The 26,020-nt window shown below is 64.0% G+C and carries 21 protein-coding genes, 1 tRNA gene and 1 pseudogene; 15 read left to right on the forward strand and 8 right to left on the reverse strand.

Features of this window, described 5'->3' with window-relative positions; genetic code table 11:
• Nucleotides 1-301: 301 nt before the first annotated feature.
• Nucleotides 302-417, forward strand: a tRNA-OTHER gene (locus ACQR3T_RS13010).
• 373 nt (nucleotides 418-790) lie between these two features.
• Here ACQR3T_RS13010 and ACQR3T_RS13015 read toward each other — a convergent pair.
• From ACQR3T_RS13015 to ACQR3T_RS13025, 3 genes are read right to left on the reverse strand one after another with little or no spacing between them, the layout of a single operon-like run.
• Complete coding sequence (locus ACQR3T_RS13015) at nucleotides 791-1,246, reverse strand: hypothetical protein (protein ID WP_155293402.1); 456 nt, start codon at nucleotides 1,244-1,246, stop codon at nucleotides 791-793.
• Nucleotides 1,247-1,281: 35 nt separating this feature from the next.
• On the reverse strand, nucleotides 1,282-2,196 hold the full coding sequence (locus tag ACQR3T_RS13020; protein WP_032379931.1) for an alpha/beta hydrolase family protein: 915 nt from the start codon (nucleotides 2,194-2,196) through the stop codon (nucleotides 1,282-1,284).
• Nucleotides 2,193-3,203, reverse strand: a complete 1,011-nt coding sequence (locus ACQR3T_RS13025; protein WP_428693688.1) for a PHP domain-containing protein — start codon at nucleotides 3,201-3,203, stop codon at nucleotides 2,193-2,195. Before ACQR3T_RS13025 ends, ACQR3T_RS13020 begins: the two co-directional genes overlap by 4 nt.
• A gap of 120 nt (nucleotides 3,204-3,323) precedes the next feature.
• Here ACQR3T_RS13025 and ACQR3T_RS13030 point away from each other — a divergent pair, with 120 nt between their 5' ends.
• Nucleotides 3,324-4,013 carry a YceI family protein gene (locus ACQR3T_RS13030; protein ID WP_428693689.1) on the forward strand — a complete coding sequence of 230 codons (690 nt, stop codon included), beginning with the start codon at nucleotides 3,324-3,326 and terminating at the stop codon, nucleotides 4,011-4,013.
• Here ACQR3T_RS13030 and ACQR3T_RS13035 read toward each other — a convergent pair.
• A complete protein-coding gene (locus tag ACQR3T_RS13035) occupies nucleotides 3,994-4,899 on the reverse strand; it encodes a sterol desaturase family protein (protein ID WP_428693690.1) in 906 nt (301 codons plus the stop codon). The two genes, ACQR3T_RS13030 and ACQR3T_RS13035, sit on opposite strands and share 20 nt — an antisense overlap.
• Nucleotides 4,900-5,009: 110 nt before the next feature.
• Here ACQR3T_RS13035 and ACQR3T_RS13040 point away from each other — a divergent pair, with 110 nt between their 5' ends.
• The 7 genes and pseudogenes from ACQR3T_RS13040 to tgt all read left to right on the forward strand — a co-directional run bounded on the left by ACQR3T_RS13040 (nucleotide 5,010) and on the right by tgt (nucleotide 14,334).
• Complete coding sequence (locus ACQR3T_RS13040) at nucleotides 5,010-5,645, forward strand: SOUL family heme-binding protein (RefSeq protein WP_428693691.1); 636 nt, start codon at nucleotides 5,010-5,012, stop codon at nucleotides 5,643-5,645.
• 46 nt (nucleotides 5,646-5,691) lie between these two features.
• Entirely contained in the window at nucleotides 5,692-6,150 is a 459-nt protein-coding gene (locus ACQR3T_RS13045) for an RrF2 family transcriptional regulator (protein ID WP_032379935.1), read from the forward strand.
• An 86-nt stretch (nucleotides 6,151-6,236) separates the two neighbouring features.
• A pseudogene (locus ACQR3T_RS13050) lies at nucleotides 6,237-6,845 on the forward strand (TetR family transcriptional regulator); the annotation flags it as partial.
• Between the two features lie 137 nt (nucleotides 6,846-6,982).
• Nucleotides 6,983-9,271 carry an MMPL family transporter gene (locus ACQR3T_RS13055; RefSeq protein WP_428693692.1) on the forward strand — a complete coding sequence of 763 codons (2,289 nt, stop codon included), beginning with the start codon at nucleotides 6,983-6,985 and terminating at the stop codon, nucleotides 9,269-9,271.
• A gap of 93 nt (nucleotides 9,272-9,364) precedes the next feature.
• Nucleotides 9,365-11,098 (forward strand): ABC transporter ATP-binding protein, encoded by a 1,734-nt coding sequence (locus ACQR3T_RS13060; protein WP_032379938.1) that lies wholly within the window; start codon nucleotides 9,365-9,367, stop codon nucleotides 11,096-11,098.
• Nucleotides 11,095-13,047 (forward strand): ABC transporter ATP-binding protein, encoded by a 1,953-nt coding sequence (locus ACQR3T_RS13065; protein ID WP_428693693.1) that lies wholly within the window; start codon nucleotides 11,095-11,097, stop codon nucleotides 13,045-13,047. Before ACQR3T_RS13060 ends, ACQR3T_RS13065 begins: the two co-directional genes overlap by 4 nt.
• A gap of 48 nt (nucleotides 13,048-13,095) precedes the next feature.
• The gene (gene tgt / locus ACQR3T_RS13070) at nucleotides 13,096-14,334 is read left to right on the forward strand and encodes a tRNA guanosine(34) transglycosylase Tgt (RefSeq protein WP_032379939.1); all 1,239 of its coding nucleotides are present in this window, start codon (nucleotides 13,096-13,098) and stop codon (nucleotides 14,332-14,334) included.
• On the opposite strand, the gene ACQR3T_RS13075 is transcribed toward tgt, so the two are convergent.
• Complete coding sequence (locus ACQR3T_RS13075; protein ID WP_428693920.1) at nucleotides 14,288-14,944, reverse strand: pyridoxamine 5'-phosphate oxidase family protein; 657 nt, start codon at nucleotides 14,942-14,944, stop codon at nucleotides 14,288-14,290. The genes tgt and ACQR3T_RS13075 overlap by 47 nt on opposite strands.
• Before the next feature lie 179 nt (nucleotides 14,945-15,123).
• Between ACQR3T_RS13075 and ACQR3T_RS13080 the strand changes: the two genes are divergently transcribed.
• The 5 genes from ACQR3T_RS13080 (at nucleotide 15,124) to ACQR3T_RS13100 (ending at nucleotide 22,213) form a co-directional block, all read left to right on the forward strand.
• Nucleotides 15,124-15,984, forward strand: a complete 861-nt coding sequence (locus ACQR3T_RS13080) for a hypothetical protein (protein WP_428693694.1) — start codon at nucleotides 15,124-15,126, stop codon at nucleotides 15,982-15,984.
• Nucleotides 15,981-16,424, forward strand: a complete 444-nt coding sequence (locus ACQR3T_RS13085) for a PIN domain-containing protein (RefSeq protein ID WP_428693695.1) — start codon at nucleotides 15,981-15,983, stop codon at nucleotides 16,422-16,424. Before ACQR3T_RS13080 ends, ACQR3T_RS13085 begins: the two co-directional genes overlap by 4 nt.
• A 131-nt stretch (nucleotides 16,425-16,555) precedes the next feature.
• Entirely contained in the window at nucleotides 16,556-20,974 is a 4,419-nt protein-coding gene (locus ACQR3T_RS13090; protein ID WP_428693696.1) for an amino acid adenylation domain-containing protein, read from the forward strand.
• A 50-nt stretch (nucleotides 20,975-21,024) separates the two neighbouring features.
• Nucleotides 21,025-21,501, forward strand: a complete 477-nt coding sequence (locus ACQR3T_RS13095) for a DUF2231 domain-containing protein (RefSeq protein ID WP_032379943.1) — start codon at nucleotides 21,025-21,027, stop codon at nucleotides 21,499-21,501.
• Nucleotides 21,494-22,213 carry a VIT1/CCC1 transporter family protein gene (locus ACQR3T_RS13100; RefSeq protein ID WP_032379944.1) on the forward strand — a complete coding sequence of 240 codons (720 nt, stop codon included), beginning with the start codon at nucleotides 21,494-21,496 and terminating at the stop codon, nucleotides 22,211-22,213. Before ACQR3T_RS13095 ends, ACQR3T_RS13100 begins: the two co-directional genes overlap by 8 nt.
• A 2-nt stretch (nucleotides 22,214-22,215) precedes the next feature.
• Here ACQR3T_RS13100 and ACQR3T_RS13105 read toward each other — a convergent pair whose 3' ends face one another.
• Genes ACQR3T_RS13105 through ACQR3T_RS13115 form a run of 3 tightly spaced genes read right to left on the reverse strand, consistent with a single transcriptional unit; the run spans nucleotide 22,216 to nucleotide 24,476 of the window.
• A complete protein-coding gene (locus ACQR3T_RS13105) occupies nucleotides 22,216-23,097 on the reverse strand; it encodes a M56 family metallopeptidase (protein ID WP_428693697.1) in 882 nt (293 codons plus the stop codon).
• The gene (locus ACQR3T_RS13110) at nucleotides 23,094-23,471 is read right to left on the reverse strand and encodes a BlaI/MecI/CopY family transcriptional regulator (protein WP_032379946.1); all 378 of its coding nucleotides are present in this window, start codon (nucleotides 23,469-23,471) and stop codon (nucleotides 23,094-23,096) included. Before ACQR3T_RS13110 ends, ACQR3T_RS13105 begins: the two co-directional genes overlap by 4 nt.
• A gap of 57 nt (nucleotides 23,472-23,528) precedes the next feature.
• Nucleotides 23,529-24,476, reverse strand: a complete 948-nt coding sequence (locus ACQR3T_RS13115; RefSeq protein ID WP_428693698.1) for a LysR family transcriptional regulator — start codon at nucleotides 24,474-24,476, stop codon at nucleotides 23,529-23,531.
• Between the two features lie 124 nt (nucleotides 24,477-24,600).
• Between ACQR3T_RS13115 and ACQR3T_RS13120 the strand changes: the two genes are divergently transcribed.
• A complete protein-coding gene (locus tag ACQR3T_RS13120; RefSeq protein ID WP_428693699.1) occupies nucleotides 24,601-26,019 on the forward strand; it encodes a M20 family metallopeptidase in 1,419 nt (472 codons plus the stop codon).
• Nucleotide 26,020: the final 1 nt, after the last annotated feature.

Genomic DNA, 26,020 nt, shown 5'->3' on the forward strand with positions numbered 1-26,020 from the left:
AGTTCGCGCGTAATTCACTCGGATGAAATTCCTCGTGCAGCGCATCAAGCGACAGGTGGCCGGTCATCGCGTTGACCTCACGGGCGTTGAGTGACGCGTGGAATCATCTCCTCATGGCGCTCACAGTTACATACACAGACGGCTCGGTCACCAACTATGACGACAGGAGTTGGTGGGAGGTCACAGATGGTGGACTTCTGAAGATCGGGGCTCGGACTGGTGTACCCGATCTCTATGTGTCTCCGGGAGGTTGGGTAACCATCCAGGTTGAGCAGTAGGTGGCCACATCTTGACCACAAATGGTGGTGAAACCGTGTTATTCGCAGAGACTGGTAGCAATGTAGATCCCCTGCTCAAGGCGGGCTGGGCTGCCTGACCTCGGCGTAAACGAGGGTTCAAATCCCTCCGCCACCGCCAGGAACTCCCCACCCGATCCGTTGGGTGGGGAGTTTTTTTGTGTGCTGGTGCCGGATTCTGCGCAAACGCGCGCGCATTCGTCAGACGCGTTCGGATTCGCTGCCTAGACCGCGCGCATATGGCAAACGCGCGCGCGTTCGCGGGATCACCGGGGCGGATCACCGGGCGGAAGTGGGCGCACTCAGGAGTTCACGGGTGCTGGTAGACCGTTGCGGGTTGACGGTCCTCGGGGGCTAAGTCGGGCGCAAACGCGCGCGTATTCGTCAGACGCGTTCGGATTCGCTACCTAGACCGCGCGCGTATGGCAAACGCGCGCGCGTTTGCGGGATCACCGGGCCGGCAGGATCACCGGGGCCGCCACCGACTCAGACGCTCAGCATTGCCCCGTACCCGCGGCGTCGAGTCCACGCAGAATTTGTTCCTGATCGCTCGGCGGCACGGTGTTCCAGCTCGGCGCGGTGGTCATTTCGTTGCGCAGACCCTCGACCGACTTCGCGCGATCGGAGATTCCGGTTTGTTCGAGTGCATCGATGGACGGCAGAAATTGGGTGCAGGTCTGCTGGTACAGCGCTTCGCCGGTGACGCCCGAGGTTGGATCGGTGGGGGCGGCGGGCTCGGCAGCAGGTGCCTCGGACTCAGGAGTGTCCGCGGGTGCCGGGGCGTCGAGCGTGGTGCTGGCGGGGACTGTCGTGGAGGCCACGGCAGACGTCGTTGTGCTGGCCGCGGCGGAGGTGGTCGACGCGGCCTCGGTCGACGGGTCGTTGCTGCATCCGGCAATCGAGACGGCCACGATCAGCCCGAGCAATCCGGTCGCGATTTTTCCGTTCATCGCAACTGTGTACCACCCCGGCGGAACCACCGACGTCAGAGCAGGGTCTGCGCACGTCCGGTGATGGTGCTCAATGCCGTCGACCAGGCCCGGTTCTTCGGGTCGAGAAAAGCGCCGTGTCCGGCTCCGGGCAGGACGACGAGTTCGGTGTCGGTGCTGCCCGCCTTGGTCGCTGCATCGACGTAGACGCGGCTCTGATTGACCGACACCGTCTGATCGGCGTCACCGTGCAGCGCAGTCAGCGGAACGTCGAGAGGGAGATATTCGATGGGCGACGCGATCTTGTAGCGGCCCGGTACCTCGTTCGGCATGCCGCCGAGGAAGACCGGTACGAACTTGTCGTTTCCGAGTGTGGCCGCCCGCTTCATGTCGAACACGCCGGCCATGATTGTGGCGCTACGTGGCTTGATCTTCGGTTCCGCTCCCGGCGCGTCGACGGGCATCAGGTGTCGAGCGGCCACCCATGCGGCCAACTGCCCGCCGGCCGAGTGTCCGGCGACGTGGACGCGATCGAGATCGAGCCTCCCGCCCGCTGCGTCCTGTACGACGGTGGCCAGCGCCTCGGTGGCGTCGTCGACGTCGGAGAGAGTATTGGCCCAGTTATTCGGCCCACGCCGATATTCGACGTTCCAGACGGCGATGCCTTCGTCGGCGATGGCCGCCGACATCTGCTCGAAGTACGACAGGTCGAGATCTTCCTGCCATCCGCCTCCGTGAATCATCACCACCACCGGGAGTGAGGTGGCGTTGTTATCGGGGAGGTAGAGATCGCCGATGTTGTCCGGATCGTAGCCGTACTTCAATCGGACGGGATCGCCGACAGGGCCCGAGACCGGTTGCAGCGCAGCCGAATACGTCTCCGCCGTACTCGGTGAGGAGTCGGTGTCGGTGGAGCTGCAGCCGACCAGCGCCACAGCGAGCAGGCCGGAGAGAAAGTGACGACGGTTCACGCGCGGCGATCCGTCCAATCGAGCAGTTCGTCGAGCGGCCAGGTGTTGATCACTCGTTCCGCGGGCACACCGCGGGCCTCGGCGCGGATACAGCCGTACCCCTGCCAGTCGAGCTGGCCGGGTGCGTGCGCATCGGTGTCGATGGAGAACAGGCACTCGCGTTCGAGGGCGATGTCGATGAGGCGCTCGGGTGGATCCTGTCGTTCGGGTCGGGCGTTGATCTCCACTGCGGTGCCGAATTGGCGGCAGCCCTCGAACACCACGGGCGCGTCGAACGTCGATTCGGGCCTGGTGCCGCGACCGCCCTCGACGAGCCGTCCGGTGCAGTGGCCGAGGACGTCGACGTGCGGGTTCGCGATGGCGGTGACCATGCGTTTGGTCATCGCCTTCGAATCGGCACGCAGGTTGGAGTGCACGCTCGCCACCACGACGTCCAGCTCGGCGAGCAGGCCTTCGTCCTGGTCGAGTGACCCGTCGTCCAGGATGTCGACCTCTATCCCGGTGAGGATGCGGAACGGTGCGAGCCGTTCGTTGAGTTCGGCGACGATGTCGAGTTGGGCGCGCAGACGCTCGGCGGTGAGACCGTTCGCGACCTTCAGGCGCGGGGAGTGATCGGTCAGCGCGCAGTACTCGTGGCCGAGCCTGGCCGCGGTGCGCATCATCTCCTCGATGGGGCTACCGCCGTCGGACCAGTTGGAATGGGTGTGCAGATCACCCCTGAGCGCAGCGCGGAGGGCGTTGTTGCCGATGGGTTCGGCAGCGTTTCGTTGCTCGGCCAGGTAATCCGGGACGTCCTGTGTCAGAGCCTGACGGATGATCAGCGAGGTCTTGGCTCCGATGCCGGCCAGCGAGGACCAGCTGTCGGCCTTCTCGTGCTCGGATCGTTGTGCAGGACCGAGAGATTCGACGACATCGGCGGCTCGCCGATAGGCCTTGACGCGGTGGGTGTCCGAGCGTGAGCGCTCGAGCCAGTACCCGATCTCTCGAAGTGCGTCCACCGGATCCATGCGTTCCATTGTGCCTGTCGGTGCCGACACGTGTTCACGGGGTAAACGGACAAAACTCTCAGGGAGTTGCCAGGTCTCTCATCTCCCATGGGCTTGAAGCTGCAACTATCATCGGCGGTCATGACCAAGAAATGGTGGATCGTAGGCGTGGTTGTCGTTGTGCTCGTGGCGCTCGGTCTGTACTTCGGGCCCAAGATCTACGCGTCGTTCCAAGAAGACGCCGCGCCAGCGGCGACCGTCGACACCTCGGGCGCACAGGCCGCCACGACCGAGGATCTGAACGGAACATGGACCGTCACCCCAGGCGACGCGTCGAACACCACCGCGGCGGGCTACACCGTCGACGAGGTTCTCAACGGCTCGGACGTGACCGTTGTCGGGTCGACGTCCGAGGTCGGCGGCTCGGTCACCATCGCAGACAACTCCTTGACCGCCGGTGAGGTTGTGGTGCAGACCAATTCGATCACCACCGACAGCGATCGTCGAGACAGCCAGTTCCGCGGCAACATCTTCGACACCGCGACGTATCCGACGGCGACGTTCACGATCGACTCGCCGATCGATCTGTCCGGCCTCCCCAAGGACGGAACCACCGAAACCGTCACGGCCGAAGGCACATTGACGCTCAAGGATCAGACGCGCCCCATCTCGGTGGAGATGCAGGTACTGCAATCGGGTGACACACTCATCGCATCGGGTGCCATTCCGACGACGTGGGCCGATTACGGCGTCGAACCGCCGTCGCTCGGCTTCGTCACCGTCGAGGATTCGGGCACCGTCGACTTCCTCATCAATCTGAGTCGGCAGTAGCTCGTTCTCGTGGGGCCTGCGGCGTCCATCCCGGCGGTCCGACGAGGTATCCGACGCGTTCCTTCCATGACCGCGATGCCGCAACATCCCGCGCGATGTTGCGGTATTCGTGTGTCTGGAGGGCCCAGATGTTGAACGTGTCGACAGGCTTGGTCAATCCGTAGTTCGGCCGCTCCACCTCCTCGGCGTAGCTTCCGAACAACCGATCCCAGATGATGAGGATTCCGCCGTAGTTCTTGTCGAGGTACTGCGGATCGCGGCCGTGATGGACGCGGTGATGCGAGGGCGTGTTGAAGACGTACTCGAACGGGCGCGGCAACCGGTCGATGCGCTCGGTGTGCACCCAGAACTGATAGACGAGGTTGATCGAGAATCCGACGAACACCATCCACGGCGGCATGCCCAACAGGGGGAGTGGCAGCCACATGATGACCTCGCCGCTGTTGTTCCACTTCTGTCGCAGCGCCGCGGCGAAGTTGAAGTACTCGCTCGAATGGTGGGCCTGATGCGTCGCCCAGATGAGTCGCGTTCGATGCGCGATGCGGTGATATCCGTAGAACAGCAGGTCGACGCCCAGGATCAAAATCACCCAGGTGTACCAGGCGTCTGCGGGGAGGTGCCACGGCGCGACGTAGACATAGATGGCCGTGTAGCCGACCAATGCCAGCGCCTTCCACGCCGTGGTGGTCGCGATCGACACCAAGCCCATGCTCAGGCTGGCCCGCGCGTCCTTGCCGGAATAGCCTCCGCGTTCACCGTCTTCGAGCTTCGCGGCCGCGATCCATTCGATCGTCAGTAGCAGCGCGAACGCGGGGATGGCCAGCGCGACGGGATCTCGCAGCGGTTCGGGCAGGGCATTCCACGCCGAACCGATCCAGTTGTCCATCGAACCTCCTGCGTGACAGTAATGGGCTAAGTGTAACGCTGCCTGTCCGGCTTTCCCACGGCTCGTACCGTGGAAGGGCGCACCTATAGGCCGAGAGAGCGGAGTCGGACTTGTTGAAGAAAATCACGTCCACGATCGGACAGGTGGGCGAGGCCGCGTTGGGTGTCGTCGGAATTCGGGTCGGCACCGAGGAGCCGCCGCACACGAGCCGGCGACTGACCGATGCAGTGGAGATCCGTCGTTACGAACCACGGATCGCAGCGCAGACCACGGTCGACGCAGACGAGGAAGAGGCACGTCAAGAGGGTTTCCGCCGCCTGGCCCGGTACATTTTCGGTGGAAACGGGGGCAAGCAGAAGGTCGCGATGACCGCTCCCGTCAGTCAGTCGTCCGCAGGCTCCCAGAAGATCGCGACGACGGCTCCCGTGTCGAGCACGCCCGGCAGCGACGGCTGGGTCGTTCGGTTCTTCATGCCGTCGAAGTGGACGATGGACACACTGCCGAAGCCCGACGACGACCGCGTGACGTTGACGTCGGTTCCGGCGGAGACGGTGGCCGTGCTGCGTTTCAGCGGTGGGCGTGGCCGGGACGACGTCGAACCGCAGATGGCGGCGTTGACCACAGCGCTGCGCGCACACGGCATCGAGATGCTGGGTGAGCCGATGACCTGGTTCTACGATCCGCCCTGGACCGTTGCACCACTCCGGCGCAACGAGGTGGTCGTGGTGGTACCGGACGGTTCCTGACGGGCGACTGCTCGCTAATTTCCTACCGAAATGATAGGAATTGACGGTGCACATCACGGCGAGGGCGGACTATGCGGTGCGGACGCTCATCGAACTGGCGGCGGTCGGCGGGCAGGGCCCCGCGAAAGCCGAGGCGCTGGCCGCTGCGCAAGGTATTCCGCACAAGTTTCTCGAATCGGTGCTCTCGGATCTGCGTCGCGCGGACCTGGTCTGCAGCCGGCGGGGGCCCGACGGCGGCTATTGGTTGGCGCGGGAGGCGTCGGACATTTCCGTTGCCGATGTGATCAGGGCCGTCGAGGGGCCGCTGGCGTCGGTGCGTGGTCAACGGCCCGAGGACGCGGAGTACGCAGGCCCGGCCGAGCCGCTCACCCGGGTGTGGCTGGCGGTGCGCGTCAATCTGCGCGCGGTGCTCGAGGCTGTGTCGCTCGCGGATATCGTCGAGGACGATCTGCCGGGCTTTGTGAAAGAGCTGGTCAGCGAGCCGACGGCATGGGCTCGTCGATGATCTGAGTCACACCTGCGGTCAGGTGTGGCGGGATCGACAATGTTGCACGTCTCTGCAAACTTGCAGAAGCGTGCAAGTTCCGTACGTTGGTACTCGTGACTTCCCCGACGGGCCTTCGTGATCTCAAGAAGGCCGCTACCCGCGACGCTCTCGGTCTGGCGGCCGTGCGTCTGGGAAAGCTGCACGGCTTCGACGCGGTCACCGCCGACGCCATCGCGCACGAGGCGGGAGTCTCCACCCGCACGTTCCACAACTACTTCTCCAACAAGGAAGAAGCGGTTCTGCACCACATCGAGGTCTCGGCACTCGAATGGTTCGAGCTGCTGCGTGCGCGGCCGTCGACGGAGCCGATCTGGGATTCGTTGCGGCACATAGCAATCAACCTTGTCGCTGATCCCGGCAGGGACCTGGAGGATACCTTCGCTGCGGCCCGCCTCATCGAGGCCAATCCCGCACTGATGGCCCGCAAGCTCGAAATGCATCACTCCCTGACCCGCAAACTCGGCGAGGCCATCGCCGAGCGAACCGGTACGGACATCGATACCGACCTGTACCCGAACCTGCTGCAAATGGCCGTAGGTGGTGCCGTGACGTCTGCACTGAACATCTGGATCACCGACCCCGCAGGTGCGTCGACACCGAAGGCCCTCATCGAAGACGCCTTCGACCAACTCCGCGCTGGACTTCCCGAGCCCAAGGGTCATTCCGCAGGCTCCACTCCCGAGCCCAAGGGTCATTCCGCAGGCTCCACTCCCGAGCCCAAGGGTCATTCCGCAGGCTCCACTCCCGAACCTCATCCCCACACGTCCGAACACAACCGAGGAGCTTGACAGTGGCCACCTATCTCTACCGAATCGGAAGATTCGCGTACCGACGCAAGGGCATCGTCCTCGGACTGTGGCTGGCGATTCTGATTCTCGCCGCCGTGGGCGCATCAACGCTGTCCGCGCCGACGGTCAATTCGTTCAGCATCCCGGGTACGCCCGCGCAGGCTGCACTCGACCTGCAGAAGGAGCGGTTCGGCGGAGCCGAGGACCCGCTGCAGGCGGTCAACGCCGAGTACGTCTTCCAGGCGCCGGAAGGCCAGTCGCTCGATACCCCGCAGTACACCTCCGCCATCGACGCCACGATCGCTGAGGTCGAGAAGGTCGACGCGGCAAAGCCTGCTGAAGGTGCACCGCCGCTGGCGAATCCGGTCGCGGCCAACCAGTCGATCATCGAGCAGTACACCAAGGCGGCCACCGAGGCAGGCACCCCGGCCGACCAGATAGCGGCCGATGCGGCCGCCACCTCGCCGCTGAGCCCAGACGGCAACGTGGGTACCGTCACCGCGCCGATCAATGTCGATCTTGCCGACGTCACCGATCAGATTCGTAGCGATCTCGACGCCGCCGCGCAGCCGGCCCGCGACGCAGGCTTGAACGTCATTCTCGGCGGCACCGTCGCGCAGGAGAATCCGTCGCCCGGTGGAAGTTCGGAGATCGTCGGTCTCGCGGTCGCTGCCGTCGTTCTTCTCATCATGTTCGGCTCGGCTGCTGCTGCCAGCTTGCCGCTGATCACCGCGATCGTCGGCATCGGCATCTCGAGTCTGGCCATCACCACGGCCTCCGGGTTCGCGAGCCTGTCTTCGTTCACCCCAATTCTCGCCATCATGATCGGGCTCGCAGTCGCGATCGACTATTCGCTGTTCATCCTGGCGCGATACCGGCACGAGCTCACGCTCACCGACGACCGCGAAGAGGCCGTCGGACGGTCGGTCGGAACCGCGGGCTCCGCCGTCGTGTTCGCAGGCGCAACGGTGCTCATCGCCCTCGTCGCCCTCCGCGTGGTCGGCATCCCGTTCCTGTCCCAGATGGGTCTGGCCGCAGGTTTTGCGGTGTTCGTTGCCGTCTTGATCGCATTGACGTTCCTGCCCGCCATGCTCGGCGTCTACAAGGGCAAGGCCTTCGCGGGCAAGCTCAAGTTCGTCAACACCACCGACCCCGAGGACCCGGAGGCCAAGCCCACCAACGGACTTCGGTGGGCTCGATTCCTGGCCAAGAGGCCGATCCTCGGACTCGTCGGAGGCATCGTGCTCCTCGGCGTCATCGCCGGGCCGACCACCGGGTTGTCTCTCGCACTCCCGTCTATCGCCACCTCGGACCCGTCCACGCCTGCCCGTCAGGCATACGACGTCACCGAAAACGCCTTCGGGCCGGGACGTAACGGTCCGCTGCTCGTCATCGCCGATGCGTCCGGCGTCGCCGAGGCCGATCGGACTGCGTCCTTCGGCAAGGTCATCGAGACGATCACCGCGCAGTCCGACGTCACGAATGCGCAGATCGTCGCCGTCAACCCGGCGGGTGACACGGCTCAGATACTCATCACCCCATCGAGCACACCCAACAGCGACCAGACGAAGGCGCTCGTCACCAACCTTCGCGACGCCGAGAGCGGATTGCAGGAGAGCGCGGGCGTTTCCTACGGCGTGACCGGTGAGACCGCGATCGGCATCGATATCTCGGAGCGGTTGCAGAGCGCGCTGATTCCGTACCTGGCTGTGGTTGTCGGACTGGCATTCGTGCTGCTGATGCTGGTGTTCCGCTCGATTCTGGTGCCGCTCACCGCGACGGTCGGGTTCCTGCTCAGTGTGCTGGCCACGTTCGGAGCGACGGTGTTCATCTTCCAAGAGGGTGGGCTGGGCCTGATCTCCAACCCGCAGCCGATCGTCAGCTTCATGCCGATCTTCCTCATCGGTGTGGTGTTCGGTCTCGCAATGGATTACCAGGTGTTCCTCGTCTCGCGTATGCGTGAGGAGTTCGTCCACGGTGCCGCTGCCAAGGATGCCGTCGTCAACGGCTTCAAGTACGGCGCACGCGTGGTCACCTCGGCTGCAGTCATCATGATCTCGGTGTTCGCCGCGTTCATCGCAGAGCCGGACTCGTTCATCAAGTCCATCGGTTTTGCGCTCGCCGCAGCCGTGTTCTTCGACGCGTTCGTCGTGCGCATGGTTCTGATTCCATCGGTGATGGCGCTGCTGGGAGACAAGGCCTGGTGGCTGCCGAAGTGGCTGGACAAGATCCTGCCCAACGTCGATATCGAAGGTGCCAAGCTGAAGACGGCTCCGGAGAAGACCCTGTAGTTCCAGGGCTGCAACCGGTCGGCCGAAGATTGCCCGCAACACTCGAAAAACGGAGAGACTGTCATCCATGTGTACGAGTAATCTTCGGCCATCATGCTGATTCCCCTGCTGCGCACGTATCTGGCGCCGTACAAGCTGCCGATCGTCGCGTTGGTTCTGCTGCAACTCGTCGCCACGTTGGCGGCGCTGTTCCTGCCCAGCCTCAATGCCGACATCATCGACAAGGGCGTCACCACGGGCGACACGGGTTACATCCTCTCTGCCGGCGGACTGATGCTGGTGGTCTCGGCAGTACAGATCATCAGCTCGGTGGCCGCGGTGTTCATCGGTGCTCGCGCGGCCATGGGTGTCGGACGTGACCTGCGTGGGGCGATCCTGCACCGCGTCGGCACGTTCTCGGCTCGTGAGGTCGGCCAGTTCGGTGCGCCGTCGCTGATCACCCGCAACACCAACGACGTTCAGCAGGTGCAGTTGGTGATCGTCATGGGGTTCACCATCGTGGTGATGGCTCCGATCATGTGCGTGGGTGGCATCGTGATGTCGCTACGCGAGGACCTCGGCCTCTCCTGGATCCTGTTGATCGCGGTACCGGGGTTGGCGATCTCCATGGGCCTGATCATCGTCAAGATGGTGCCGGCCTTCCGCTCGATGCAGAAGCGCATCGACGCCGTCAATCGTGTTCTGCGTGAACAGATCACCGGAATTCGCGTGGTGCGGGCGTTCGTCCGAGAGGATTTCGAGGTCGACCGGTTCGGAGCGGCCAACACCGCACTCACCGACACCGCACTGCGCGTCGGGCGGCTCATGGCCTTGATGTTCCCGACGGTCATGCTCATCAGCAACGTGACCAGCGTCGCTGTCATCTGGTTCGGTGGCCATGCCATCGATCAGGGCACCATGCAGATCGGCTCTCTCACAGCTCTTCTGAGCTACATCATGCTCATCCTCATGTCGGTGATGATGGCCTCGTTCATCGCGATGATGGTGCCCCGGGCGTCGGTGTGTGCCGATCGCATCAGCGAGGTACTCGCCACCGAATCGTCGGTCGTGTTGCCGGACAAGCCCAAGATGTTCGCATCCTCGCCGGGTGTGGTCGAGCTGGTCAACGCCGAATTCTCCTTCCCCGGTGCCGAATATCCGGTGCTCTGCGGAGTGAACCTGCGGGCCGAAGCAGGCAAGGTGACCGCGATCATCGGCGGTACCGGCTCCGGAAAGTCCACGCTGGTCAACCTGATTCCGCGACTGATCGACGTCACCGGCGGTGAGGTACGCGTCGGCGGAGTCGATATCCGCGAACTCGATCTGGATCTGTTGCGTTCCGAGATCGGTCTGATTCCGCAGAAGCCGTACCTGTTCTCGGGCACCATTGCCAGCAATCTGCGGTACGGCAAGTCCGACGCCACCGACGCGGAACTGTGGGAGGCACTCGAGATCGCCCAGGGTGCCGACTTCGTTCGCGCGATGCCCGAGGGACTGGACACGCCCGTCGCGCAGGGTGGTACGACGGTTTCCGGTGGTCAGCGTCAACGTCTCGCCATCGCCCGCGCGTTGGTGCGCAAACCCAGCATCTACCTGTTCGACGACTCCTTCTCCGCACTGGATCTGACGACCGATGCCAACCTGCGCGCGGCGCTGAAGCCGGTGACGCGAGACGCGTGCATGATCGTTGTCGCTCAACGCGTCTCGACCATCATCGACGCCGACCAGATACTCGTACTCGACGACGGAAAGCCGGTAGGTGTGGGTACCCACGACCAATTGATGGCCGATTGCCCCACCTACGCCGAGATCGTCGACTCGCAGCGCGCCGTGGCCGGTGCACTGTGACCGCGCAGGTGGAGAAGACGGAAGAGAAGGACGACGCACCCGTCGCGAAGCCAGTGGTACCGGGAACCAAGGCCCGCAACTTCAAGGGTTCGTTCAAGCGATTGGTCGGCCTGCTCGCTCCCGAGAAGGTGTTCCTGTCGTTGATGCTCGCGTTCGGTATCGCGAGCACCGTGCTTTCCGTGGCCGCGCCGACGGTGCTCGGCCACGCGACCGACCTGATCTTCAACGGCGTCGTCGGCCGCGAGCTGGATCCGGGTCAGACGAAAGACCAAGCGATCGAGCAGCTGCGGGCCGAGGGGAACGACTCCATCGCCGACCTGCTGTCCGGGACGGATGTGACCCCGGGCGCAGGTATCGATTTCGGTGCGGTCGGAACCGTCCTGATGTGGGTCCTTGCGCTGTACGTGCTCTCGTCACTGTTGGCGTGGGCGCAGGGCTACATCCTCAACATCGCGTTGCAGCGTCGAATCCTGCTGTTGCGCGGCAGCGTCGAGGCCAAGGTGCATCGACTGCCCCTGAAGTACTTCGACAACAACGCCCGCGGTGAGACGCTCAGCCGCGTCACCAACGACATCGACAACGTCTCGACCAGCTTGCAGCAGACGCTCAGTCAGTTGATCACGGGCATTCTCACCGTCCTCGGCATCCTCGGTGTGATGATCTGGATCTCGCCGCTGCTGGCTCTCGTTGCGGTGCTGACCATTCCGGCGTCCTTCGCGGTGACCGCCGTCATCGCCAAGCGTTCGCAGCCGCACTTCGTCGCGCAGTGGAAGCACACCGGCAAGCTCAACGCCCAGATCGAGGAGACCTACACCGGCCACGAGATCGTCAAGGCCTTCGGTCGACAGGAAGAGGTGGAGCGCGAGTTCGGCGATCGGAACGAAAAGCTCTTCCAGTCCAGCTTCCGAGCTCAGTTCATCTCCGGCATGATCATGCCCGTCATCATGTTCCTCGGAAACATCAATTACGTGGTCATCGCCGTCGTCGGTGGGCTGCGGGTGGCGTCGGGCACGCTCAGTCTCGGTGAAGTGCAGGCCTTCATCCAGTACTCGCGTCAGTTCACTCAGCCGCTCACTCAGGTCGGTTCGATGGTGAACCTCATCCAGTCCGGTGTGGCCTCTGCCGAGCGCATCTTCGAGGTGCTCGACGCCGAGGAGGAGGATGCAGATCCGGCCGATGCGGTGCGGCCCATCGAGCGACGGGGACGCGTCGAATTCGAGAATGTCTCCTTCGGCTACTCGGCCGACCGCCCGCTGATCGAAAACCTCTCGCTGGTGGCCGATCCCGGTCACCTGGTCGCGATCGTCGGTCCCACCGGTGCGGGAAAGACCACATTGGTCAACCTCATCATGCGGTTCTACGAGATCGACTCAGGCCGTATCACTCTCGACGGCGTCGACACCAGGAAGATGACCCGCGAAGAACTGCGCGCTCGCACCGGCATGGTGCTGCAGGACACCTGGTTGTTCGGCGGAACCATTCGCGACAACATCGCCTACGGCGACCCGAGCGCCAGCGAAGAGGAAATCCTCGAGGCCGCGCGGGTGAGCTACGTGGACCGATTCGTGCACTCCCTGCCCGACGGCTACGACACGATCATCGACGAGGAGGGAAACAACGTCAGCGCCGGTGAGAAGCAGCTCATCACCATCGCCCGTGCCTTCCTGGCCAAGCCGTTGATCCTCATTCTCGACGAGGCCACCAGCTCCGTCGACACTCGAACCGAACTGTTGGTGCAGAAGGCCACCGCGAAACTCCGGAGCGATCGCACCAGTTTTGTTATCGCGCATCGACTCTCGACCATCCGGGACGCGGACACGATCGTGGTGATGGAGAACGGCAGCATCGTGGAGCAGGGTAATCACGAGGAACTTCTCGAGGCCCGGGGTGCGTACTTCCGCCTCAATGCGGCTGGAGCGGCTTCGCCGCACGTGCACGGAAACTCGTAGTGGGCTACGAATTTCCGCTCACAAGCGGCGAAGCCGCATACTGACGCGGTGAGTTCCTCCAGTTTCGGCTTCGATATCGGCACCCGGCTCGACGGTGAGCTCGGGCGCACCGGCACCATCCACACCCCGCACGGTGACATCGCCACCCCCGCGTTCATCGCGGTGGGCACCAAGGCGACCGTCAAAGCGGTGCTGCCGGAGGCCATGAAGGAACTCGGCGCGCAGGCGGTGCTCGCCAACGCGTACCACCTCTATCTGCAGCCAGGCTCAGACATCGTCGACGAGGCAGGTGGGCTGGGCAAGTTCATGAACTGGGACGGTCCGACGTTCACCGACAGCGGCGGATTCCAGGTCATGTCGCTCGGCGTCGGATTCAAGAAGGTCATCTCGATGGATGCCACGCGGGTGCAGTCCGACGACGTCATCGCCGAGGGCAAGGAGCGGCTCGCCCACGTCGACGACGACGGGGTGACGTTCAAATCCCATCTCGACGGCTCCAAGCATCGCTTCACTCCCGAGGTGTCGATGCAGATTCAGCACAGGCTCGGTGCCGACATCATGTTCGCGTTCGACGAGCTGACGACGCTGATGAATACCCGCGGCTATCAGGAGATGTCGGTCGACCGAACCCAGGCGTGGGCGAAGCGATGCGTCCTCGAACACGAACGGCTCACGGTAGAGCGCGCAGACAAGCCGTACCAGGCGCTGTTCGGAGTGGTGCAGGGCGCGCAGTACGAGGACCTACGTCGCAAGGCCGCACACGACCTCGAGACGATCACCGGCGAAACAGGCCGGGGCTTCGACGGCTACGGCATCGGCGGTGCGCTCGAGAAGCAGAACCTCGGCACCATCACTCGGTGGGTGAACGAGGAACTGCCCGAACACAAGCCGCGTCACATGCTCGGCATCAGCGAGCCGGACGATTTCTTCACCGCCATCGAGAACGGTGCCGACACCTTCGATTGCGTCAATCCCTCACGGGTAGCGCGTAATGCGGCGATCTACGTGCCGACGGGCCGCTTCAACATCAACACCGCCAAGCATCGACGCGATTTCACCCCGATCGACGAGAACTGCGACTGCTACACCTGCGCGCACTACACCAAGGCGTACATCCACCACTTGTTCAAGGCGAAGGAGATGCTCGCCTCGACGCTGTGCACGATTCACAACGAGCGTTTCACGGTCAAGCTGGTCGACGACATCCGTGCTTCGATCGAGCAGCAGCGATTCACCGAGTTCAAGACGGAGTATCTGGGCCGGTTCTATGCGTCGAAGACTGCCTGAGCTGATCCTCCAGCTCCGAAATGCGCTGCAGTAGTTCGGTTTCCCGCTCGGCAGCTTTGCGTTGGTACACCTCGGACAGGTCCGCGAGGTACGCCGCGTCGTAGCGGGGGATGATGCTGCGGGTGCAGTTCCAGTCGAAGGCCTCGACGTCGATGACGACGCTGCGCTCGCACGTGGCGGCGACGGTCAGGTCACCGATCCTTCTCAGTCGGTCCAGTAGTTGGGGATCATCTGCGGCCTCGACGGTCCGTGCCCGGCCGTAGAGCTTGAGGCGTTGGCGCAGAGGATAATTGACCAAGAACACGGCGACGCGATCGTCGTGATCGAGATTGGCCGCCGTGACGTACTGATGGTTGCCGGCAAAATCGGCGAACCCCAGCGTCCGGTCGTCGAGCACCTGCAGGAACCCCTTCGGGCCACTTCGATACTGGATGTAGGGCCATCCCGACTCGGCGACAGTGGCGATCTGGAACTGATCCACCGCACGAATCATGGCCTTCTCGCGAGTGTCGAGAGGCGTCGGGCCGTCGTCGGGTCGTTCGGTCTGTGAGCCGTAGGCGGTGTAACTGCCGTCGACCTTCTGTCTTGCAATCGCAGCTGGTCCGAACATCAGATGGTGATAGTGGTTGTTCAGCGGCACGCCGTCACCCTATGACACCCTGGGCTCTGCCCGACTTCATGGGAATCGATGTGTCGGAGGCAACGGCAATAATCTTGTACGTCGAGTGCGCGGCGATCGAGCACAATGGACAAACAGGTGAAGTACGGACGAGCCAGGAGGTGACGACCATGACCACTCAATTCGAGTTTCGACTCAGCGGTTCGGATGCACCCGAGGGCGAGTTGGACGCCGACCACCTGATCGCACTCCTCCACAGTCTCAAAGCAGTAGCGATGAACATTGGCCGAAGCGAAACCGACGCAGATCGGTTAGGGCGCGCGCCAGCACGGGTTCACCGCGTCGCGAGTCTGGTCGTCGGATTGGCCCCTGGCAGCACAAGGCTGCTCGTTCGCCGAGCAGGCGCTGGTCCGGATGCGTTGGAGTTCGATCTGGCAGACGAGGAAGCTTTTGACGCCAAGTTCGTGACGTTGGTGGAATCGATCGGTCTCGACGTTCGGCCGGATTGGGTGAGTGATTCGCTGTCGTACGCCGCGGGGGAGTTGGCGTCAGCACTTCGCCACGCTGCCCCGAAAGTGGAGTTCAAAGCCGATGGACTGACGCGACAGACATTCACTACGGCTGCGCTTCGGCCCGAAACCTGGGTAGTCACCAACAATCTGTCGGCGGAGCTCAGCACTTTCATTGGCCGCCTGTATTCGGCGAACCTGCACACACACCGCTTTCAGGTGGAGGATGACGCCGGCAACCAAGTCGCTCTCCCCGACGTGGCCGATGACTCGGGACTCGGTCCGTTGCTCGGCAGCTATGTGACCGTGACCGGTACGCCGGAGACCGGCGCGGACGGGCAGTTGAAGAGGCTGTTGAACTCGAGGATTGTTGCGCTTCCTGACCCAGTTGCGGAGAAAGGGGTCCCCGACTCAGTCCCCATCGGGGTCATCCTGGCTGCTGCACCCGGTATCGAGCCCGGGGGGAGCGACGGGGTGAGCGACGATGAAGCTGACGCGTTCTTCGCTGCTATCGGGTTATGACCCGGCCTGCGAGCCTGGATGCTGTTCTCGTTGATACCGACGTGTTCAGCATTTTGTACATCGACCCGGTCAAGGCTGCGAATCGTGGTCATCCTGTCGAGGAACTGCGTGTACAACTGGCCGGGCTTCAGGTCGTGATTGCGTTCCCGACGAGGGCAGAGGCACTTGCAGGAGCGATGGTGGGCAACTGGGGTGAGCGCAAATTGGCTGACACCCGGGGAAAGCTCGACTCGGCCCCTACGATTTCCATCGACAGCGGAGTCGTGGATGCTTACGCATCTTTGACCGCTGCGTGCAGGCGAGAAGGTCATGCGCTGCACGACAAGATTCACACCGGTGATCGCTGGATCGCAGCATGCGCAATCTCGAAGGGACTGCCGTTGTTGAGCCTGGATGGCATCTATTCCGGAGCACCGGACTTGGCTCTGCTGGGAGGTTGAGCGCCAGCCTCGCATGGCCACCCACTATTCGCGGGAACCGTCTCACACCGCCAGCGCGTACTCTAGTACTACCGAGTGTGTAGTAACTGGATTGCCGTGGGGGGACCACTATGTTCGACGACGCCATACCTGTGAGTTCGTCCCAGGCCGACATCTGGCTGGCACAGCAGTTCATGCCCGACGTGCCCTTCACCATTGCGTATTACGTCGACATCGTCGGTGCCGTCGACGTCGACGTGTTGGCACTCTGCGGCAGCAGGGCACATCGCGAGTTCTCGTCGTCGACCATGCGGATTTTCGAGGTCGACGGTACTCCGATGCAGCGATTCGTGGACGCGGAGGCCGAGGCGGTGGTCAGCAACGCGGTGGTGGTTCTCGACTTCCGTGAACACGACCGTCCGGAAAAAATAGCCACACAATGGATGAACGACGACTGTCGAACGCCCTTGTCGATGTACGGCCAGCTGGTGCGACTCCGCGTCCTCCGTGTCGGGGACGATCGCGTGTTCTGGTACACCAGAGCCCACCACATCGCGCTCGACGGTTATGCCTCCATGAAGGTACTCGAGCGGGCCGCGGCTCTGTATGCCGCGGTGCAGGACGGCGTCGAGCCGCCGCGGATCTATCCGACGACTCCGGCGGCACTTCTCGCCGAGGACGAACAGTACCGCGCCTCCACTCGCGCGCGACGCGATCGGTTGCATTGGGAGTCCGCTGACCTGGGGTATCCCGCATCAATGAGCCCGGGTGCTCAGTCTGCGTCGGTGCCGATCGTCGTCGGGAAGGATCGATCGATTTCTCTCACTGTTCGGGGGCAGGCCACGTCGACCGTGGTGATCGCGGCATTCGCTGCCTTCCTCTCGCGCATGAACGATGTAGACGACGTCGATCTGTCTCTGCCGGTCTCGGCACGGCCGACGGCACTGCTGCGCGGGGCCGGGTCGTCGTTGTCGCATGTGGTGCCGCTGCGGTTGCCGGGCGTCGGATCGGCGACGGTGAACAACGTGGTGAAGTCGGCCGAGGTCGCGATCGGGGCCGTCCTCCGACACCAGCGCAGCAGACCGCCGGTGTCCGATAGCGGGAATGCATTGCACGCAGGGCGTTTCGGTCCGACCATCAATGTGATGATGTTCGCGAACACCGTGGCCGTCGGTGACTTCGACGGCGAGATCAACATTCTGACCACGGGACCGGTGTCGGACCTCGCCGTCAACATCTATCCCGGGCGAGGCGGAGCGCGTCCTCGCATCGACTTCGAGGCCAATCCTGCCGTGTACACGCCGAGCGACCTCGCTCGCCACCACGAACGGTTCCTGCACTTTCTCGACCGCTTCGCCGAATCCGGTTGCGGTGATACGGCAGTGGCCGACCTCGACCTGTTCCTGCCCGAAGAGCCACGAACGACACCCGCCTCGGTGGGCGCGGCCGTAACCGAGCGTACATCTCTGAACGAAACGCTGGCCGCGGCAATCGCCAAGTACAGCAATCGAATTGCGATCCAGGATGCGGCCTTCTCGATAACCTACGGAGAATTGGCCGCACGAGTCTCCGCACTCGCATCCGCCTTGACTGCCCGAGGAATCGGTACCGAGGACCGGGTCGCCGTGCGCATCGGCCGATCCGTGGAGGGGGTCATCGCGTTCTGGGCCATCGCACGAGTGGGTGCGGTGTATGTTCCGGTCGACCCGAATCACCCACGCGAGCGGGCACAGTTCGTGGTGCGGGACAGCGGAGCGGTGTTGGGACTGTGCACGGGCGGGGGCGAGTTCGGTGACGGGGAGTGGCTGAACCTCGATGACGTTCTCGCGGAGGGGGGCCCGGGTGACGAAGCCGCGCCGACGGCACCGCACCACGCGGCGTACGTCATCTACACCTCCGGCTCCACCGGCACCCCCAAAGGCGTCGTTGTCACCCACGACGGCATTGCCGCGTTGGTGCAACAGATCAGGAGCAGCTACCACCTCGACGTCGACTCACGAGTCTGTCACCTCGCCTCGCCTGGATTCGACACCGCCATCGTCGAGGTGCTGGCGGCAGCAACCGCGGGCGCGGCAGTGGTGATTGCGCCGGCAGGTAGCTACGCGGGCGCTGAACTGTCAGATCTGATTGCGCAGCAGGCAATTACGCATCTGCTCGTCACACCCTCGGCGCTGGCGACGCTGGATCCCGCAGCACTGGCTGACGTCGGGACCATCATCATCGGCGGTGAGGCGGCACCGCAGGACACGGTGGACCGCTGGTCGGTGGGTCGCCGACTGCTCAACGCCTACGGCCCCACCGAGACGACCTGCAGTGTCACGATGACCGCGCCACTGACTCCGGGTAGCGCGGACGGAATCGGTCGAGCCATGGTGGGGGCGGTGATTCACCTTCTCGATCGCACGCTGCGGCCCGTTCCGTCGGGTGCGGTCGGCGAGATCTACATCGAGACGCCCGGTGTCGCGCGGGGATATCTCGGTCGCACCGCGGATACAGCGGCGCGATTCGTAGCGAATCCATTCGGCAGCAACGGGAGTCGGATGTTCCGCAGCGGAGATCGGGCGCGTCTGCGCGGCAACGGGACGGTCGAGTTCCTCGGCCGCACCGACGATCAAATCAAGATCCGGGGAAATCGCGTCGAGCTGGGCGAGGTCGACGCCGCGCTGCGGGCGTATCCGGACGTCGCAGCGGCATCATCGGCTTTGCGCCGCAATCGAGCTGGGGACCTGCGTATCGACGGGTACGTCGTTGCCGCACTCAACGAACATGTGCTCGACACCGAGGATATCCGCAGGGATCTCGCCGGGCGATTGCCTGCCCACATGGTGCCGGCGACCCTCTCGATTCTCGACGAGATTCCGCTGACGATCAATCGAAAGGTCGACCGCGGTGCCCTTCCTGTTCCGAGGCTGACCACTCCGACGGCCGGTACTCCGATCGAGCCGTCCGGTGTCACCGAGGAGATGGTGGCGGCAGTGTTCGCGCGCGTGCTCGGCATCAACGGCATCGATTGCGCTGCTTCGTTTTTCGACCTCGGCGGCGACTCGCTGGCGGCGACCAGAGTGGTCGCATCGGTGCGGGCCGAGGCCTCGGTGGACATCGGAGTGCGAGACCTCGCCGATGCCCCGTCCGTTCAGGCCTTGGCTACATGTATCGATGAGCGTCGTCTGGTTGGGCGGCAGCAGAATTCGCGGCCCGAACGCGGAATGGCGTACGGGGTGGCCGCAATTCCACTTGCGCCGCAGCAACGCCACATCGATCGAGGTGCAGCGCTGCCGCTGTACAACCTGCCGTTCACGGTCACGATTTCCGGGGAGTTCGACGCAGCAGCAGCCTTACAGGCGATGACCGACCTGATCGATCGGCACCACACCCTGCGGACGCGCTACCCGGATGTCGACGGGGTTTCGGTGCAGGTTGTCGAGCGGGATTCGGCGACGGCGGTACCGAACCTCGATGTTGTCGACTTCGATGACGCCGCAGTGGTGCAGACGCTCGAGCACCCCTTCGACGTGCGCTCCGAGTTTCCGATCCGAGCTCGCCTGTTCGTGGTAGCGCCCGATCGCCATGTACTCGCGTGCGCCGTTCACCACAGTGCAGCGGACGGTTGGTCGCTGGGGCTGTTCGCGTCGGATTTCGTTCTGGCCTATCACGCCAGGATTGCCGGCGCGGCACCGTCGTGGCTCGAATTACCCTTGCAGTACGCCGATTACAGCGTCTGGTCCGTCGACCGCGATGTGTCGGCCGATCTCGACTTCTGGCGCACGGAATTGGCGGGTACGCCCCGCGATGCAGAGTTGCCGTTGGACCGCCCTCGTGGGCAGGACTGGGACTTCTCCGGCGCACGCACGTCGCTTCGGCTCGACGCAGACGCCACCGAGAGAATGTCCGATCTGGCGCAGCGTTGCGGGACAGGACGATTCACCGTTCTTCGCGCAGCACTGTTGATTCTGCTCGCCCAGACGACGGAAGCTACCGACATCGTCATCGGAACCCCGGTTGCCGGTCGCGACGACCCGAGACTCGAGCAGATCGTCGGAACTTTCACCAACACCGTCGCCATCCGGACGAAGATCGCCGCGGCCACGACCGTCGAGGACGTCGTGCAGTTGGCCCGTGCGAGCGAACTACGGGCCTTCGACCATGCCTCCGTTCCGTTCGAGGACGTCGTCGCCGATCTCTCTGCTGACTCGACGGATGGGAGGCACCCGATCTTTCAGGTGGCGCTGTCGTTGGATGTCTTTGCGACCCAGACGCTCACCATGGGGGACGTCCGCTTCGAGATCACGCCGCGGCCGATCGACATCGCCAAGTCCGATCTCCATTTTCACGTCACCGAACATCGAGACGGCGAAGGTAAGACAGGAGTGGAGCCCGCGGAACGACCCAGGGGCGCTGTCGAGACTGCGGTCGATATCGTCTATCCCACGGCATTGTTCGACGCGAATACCGTTGTGGCACTGGGGCAGCGTCTCGAGCAGATCGTGTATGTGATGGTCGCAGAACCCCACTCGGCGTGGCGAGCTCTGGCAGCACTCGAACCGTCGACGCAACTACTACATGGTGTGTAGCATGTGCGGTGCGTGAGGTGCACGCGACTTCGAAGCCAGCGGGAGAACGCATGTCCACCTTCAACGGCCTACCGGCCCACATTCTGCTCGTTCACTTCATCGTGGTCCTGGCACCGCTCACCGCGATCCTCGCTATCGCCGCCAGCATCTGGTCCGGTGTGCGCAGCAGACTCGTGTGGCTCATCGCAGCCCTAGCGGTGTTCACGCTGGTACTGACTCCGCTGACGACCGAGGCGGGCGAGTGGCTCGAGAAGCGCGTACCCAAGACCGAGGCGGTCGAACAGCACACCGAGATCGGTGACTGGATGATCTACTTCTCCGTCGGTCTGGTCGTCGTCGCCGCGGCACTGGTGTTCCTGCATCTGCGTGAGCGTCGCGGCAACGCGCCCGTGCGGTGGCAGTCGATTGCGGTGGTGGTCTTGGCAGTGGTGATCGGGGCGACCACAATCGTCCAGGTGTACAGAATCGGTGAGTCCGGCGCTCGCGCCGCGTGGGACGACGTATCGGCGACGGCCGGCGATGAGTGAGCCCGAGCCGAGCCTGCACGAGCACGAACCGCACGGAGATCTGTCCGGTCGGCTGAACTGGCTACGGGCCGGGGTCCTCGGCGCGAACGACGGCATCGTGTCCACCGCGGGTCTGGTCGTCGGTGTCGCGGCCGCCACTACCGACCGAGGATCGCTGCTGACTGCCGGTCTCGCGGGTCTCGTTGCGGGGGCCGTATCCATGGCACTCGGTGAGTATGTCTCGGTGAGCACGCAGCGTGATGCCGAGCGTTCGTTGCTGATCAAAGAGCGCCGGGAATTGGAAGAGCAACCCGAGCAGGAATTGGCCGAGCTCGCGGCTCTGTACGAGGCCAAGGGGCTCTCGGCCGACACCGCGCAGACCGTCGCACGCGAACTCACCGAACACGATCCGTTTGCCGCGCACGTGGACGTCGAATTGGGAATCGACCCGGATGCGCTGACGAATCCGTGGCAGGCGGCCGGGTCGTCGGCGGTGTCGTTCGTCAGTGGCGCGCTGCTGCCGCTACTGTCCATCCTGCTGTTTTCCGCGTCGCTGCGCGTCCCGGTGACATTCGTCGTGGTGCTGCTGGCTCTGGCGCTGACCGGAAGTATCAGCGCACGTCTCGGCGGTGCGCCCGCTCGGCCGGCAGTGAGCCGGGTCGTCATCGGTGGTGCAATCGCGATGGCCGTCACCTACGCGATCGGCCAACTCGCAGGCGTTGCGGGTATTTGAGGTCAGCGGAAGATCGAGGTGGCGGCTTCTCCGGTTTCGGGTGCCACCACATCTTGGACGACGTCGAACAACGCCACCGAGATGACGGTGAACGCAAGGATCAGAACAAGTCCGGCGGCGAGGATTCCGCGGTCGGGACGGTGCCGTGGTGGTTCGCTGAGGGCCTGCACGCGGCGCACGACGTCGCCCCCGGTACTGGCGAGAGTGCGGGTTCCATGGTCGAGGTGGGCCCGCAGCAAAGCAGTTCTGGCTATGGCAGACAACGTATCTCGACGGCCCAGAGCGGCCGCGCTCTCGTCTGCTTGACGCTCCGCGGCATGTCGTACCGTGGCGGACAGCGGCCTGAGTATCGGATCGATCAGGGCCCCGATCTCGCACATCTGGATCCACACGCTGTGACGGTGCCGCAGGTGAGCGCGCTCGTGCTCGATCACCGCGCGTAATTCGTTGTCCGACAAAGCTTCCACGAGGCCGGTCGTGATCACGACGGCACGTCCGCCGGTGGGAACGGCAAAGGCGTCGGGAACGTCGGAGTCGACCACAAGGATGCCGCCTGTCGCTCGCGCCTCGTCACCGAATTCGGATGCGATGGACGTACTGACCACAACGCGTCGAACATGGCGGGCCACCTCGACCGTGCGCCAGAACATCAACGCGCAGAGAACAATTCCCAGCGACACCCACACAATCTGAGCCGACGCCAGAAGAACCGCGGCCAGTGCGGCCAGGGACGCGGTGACTGCAAACGCGGTGACCATCGACAGAATGGGGAGCAGAACGACTGCGGTCGACGGGTTCAGTCGGCGGTCGATGCGGGAGGACCCGAATCCCAGCAGCAGCGACAGCACCCACGGCAGCACGGCCACGACCAGGAGCAGAGTCATCGATGCTGCTCGGCTGCGTCAGATTTGGCGAGTAGCTCGCGCAGCGTGGCCTCGTCCTCGGGGTCGAGTGCGGCCACGAAATTGGCCAGTACGTCCGCACGTTCGGCTCTCGCGCCGAGCTCGGTACGCATCCGCATCGCGGCCCGCAGTGCGGGGATCTCATCGACCGGGGCATTGAGGGTGTAGACGAAGGAACGCCCGCGCCGCTCGCGATCGACGAGGCCTTTGCCGTGCAAGCGCACCAGCGCTGTCATGACAGTGGTGTGAGCAAGCTCCGAGCCCAGATGCTCGCGCGCCTGGGCCACCGAGAGTTCCGTGTGCTCGCCGAGCAGCTCGAGGATCGACTCCTCCAACTGTCCGGACGCTCTACGCACTGCGATTCCTCACTCGAGTCGGGTACTTCGAGGATAGGCCAGTTCGATGTCCCTTCACTATCCCGCGGCCTCGAGAATATCGGTCAACGCGTCGATCAAGGCAACCGTGCGCGATGACGGCGGTCGGCCCTGCATCGTGTGAATCTCAGCGCGACGCTGGGCAAACACCGGATGCACGAGCGGGATGTAGGTCAGGCCCAGTTTACGATCGCCGCCGAGGTCGCTGACAAGCGCGACGCCATCGCTCGATCGTGCGAACTCCAGAATCGGGGCCAGCCGCTCGCACTGCAGGCCCACATGCGGCGACAGACCTTCCAGTCGCACACCCGCGTCGAACAGTTCACGTTGACTCGAACCGGTGGTCGAGAGCGCAAGGGGATAAGCACAGATGTCGGTCAGATCGACACTGTCTCGGTCGGTCAGGGGGTGGCCGGGCGCGACGACGGCGCAGATGGGCACCGTGATGGAATGCTCGACCGTCACGTCGGTGCGGCGACCGAGCGAGAAGGTGACCGCGACGTCCGCTCGGGCGTCGACGACCCGTCGACTGGCCTCCTCTCGCCCCACCACATCCAAGGTGAACGTGACGGACGGGTGAGTCCGGTGGACCGACGCCATGGCCCGTGGAACCACGGACTGCGAGAATCCCTCGGTGCAGGCAACGGTGACGGTTCCGTGTTCGGTGGCGTCGACACTGCGTATTTCGGCGATGAGAGTCGACGATTCCACTTCGTGTCTGCGCGCGTGGGCGAGGAGGCGGTGGCCCGCTTCGGTGAGCGTCATTCCCCGGGCATGTCGTGCGAAGAGCGGCACGCCGATGTCACGTTCGAGCTTGGCGATCTGTCTGCTGACCGCCGACGCGGCCAGATGTTGTGTTGCGGCCGCCTCGGTGACCGACCCCGTTCGCGCTACTTCGCAGAAGTACGTCAGCGCAGAGGGCATCAGATGCAACGAAATCACCCCTTCTTTCACAGCACTGTCACGGCGGTGACACGTGATTGTCATCGAGCCTCTGTCGGTCCGAGCGTTGCTTCTGAAGCAACGCAGGAAGCGTCAATCGGCAATGGTGTAGACGGTATCGGGCTCGCTACTGTCAGGCGAACACCAGGCCGACGGCGAGGGAGATTCGATGAAACGCGAGCATGTGATCGCGCAGGCCCAGGACTTCTACGATTCGGGTCAGTTCCACCGCGAACTGTCCGAGCTCGTGTCCGTTCCGTCGGAGAGTCAGTCGGCAGCCGGGCGGGTTGCGTTGTCGGCATATCTCCAGGACCTTCTCGTGCCGCGGCTCGAGGCACTCGGGTGTGCGGTCGAGACCTATCTCAACCCGGTCGAGGAGGGTGGTCCCTTCCTGATCGCCACCCGTCACGAGAGCCCCGAACTGCCGACCGTGCTCTGTTACGGCCACGCCGACGTGGTTCTGGGCATGGCCGAGGACTGGTCGGACGGATTGTCGCCGTGGACTCTCGTCGAGCGGGACGGCCGGCTCTACGGGCGCGGAACGGCCGACAACAAGGGTCAGCATCTGGTGAACCTCGCGGCACTGCGGACGGTTCTCGACGCCCGCGGATCGTTGGGATTCAATCTGACGCTGCTGTTCGAGACCGGCGAGGAGATCGGCTCACCCGGACTCGAACAATTCGTGTCGGATCACCGAGGCGAACTCGCTGCCGATGTGCTGATCGCCTCGGACGGACCACGCCTCGACGCCCAGACGCCCACACTGTTTCTCGGTGCCCGTGGGGGCGTGGACTTCGACCTCGTTGTCGACCTACGTGAGCGCGGCTACCACTCGGGCAACTGGGGCGGACTGCTCCGCAACCCCGCGACCACCCTGGCCGGTGCCATCGGGACGCTTGTCGACGGACACGGCCGTATCCAGCTCGACAGCCTCGTGCCCGAGCGCATTCCCGAGTCCGTCGTCGATGCGCTCAGAAGTATCGAGGTCGGACGCACCCCGGGTGATCCGGTGGTCGACTCCGGCTGGTCGGCCACCGAATTGTCGCCTGCAGAGCGGGTTTTCGGGTGGAACACTCTCGAAGTGATCGCTATGAACGCCGGCAACATCGTCGAACCGGTCAATGCGATTCCCGGCCAGGCGCGAGCGCGGTTGCAGCTGCGGTACGTCGTCGGGACCGACCTCGACGATCTCGGCGTGCGGCTACGACGACACCTCGACGCGCACGGGTACCCGATGGTCGCCGTCGAACTCGGCATCTCGTTCCCTGCGAGCCGAACGGACCCGAACGACCCCTGGGTTTGCACGGTCGCCCAGTCGGTCGAGCGCACCGTCGGATCCCTGGTCACCGTGCTGCCCAACATCGGTGGGTCCCTGCCCAATCACGTGTTCACCGACACCCTCGGCATTCCGACCGTCTGGATGCCGCACTCCTACCCGGGATGCCGTCAACATGCACCCGACGAACACATGCTCGCTTCCATCGCTCGTGAAGGTCTCGCGATGGCCGCCGGCCTGTTTTACGACATCGGCACTGTCGCCGGTGGTCATGACGCACCGCTCGAATCCGCCAGCGCCTCGCGCTCCTGAA

The organism is Rhodococcus sp. IEGM1428 (assembly GCF_050321865.1).
Lineage (GTDB): Bacteria > Actinomycetota > Actinomycetes > Mycobacteriales > Mycobacteriaceae > Rhodococcoides.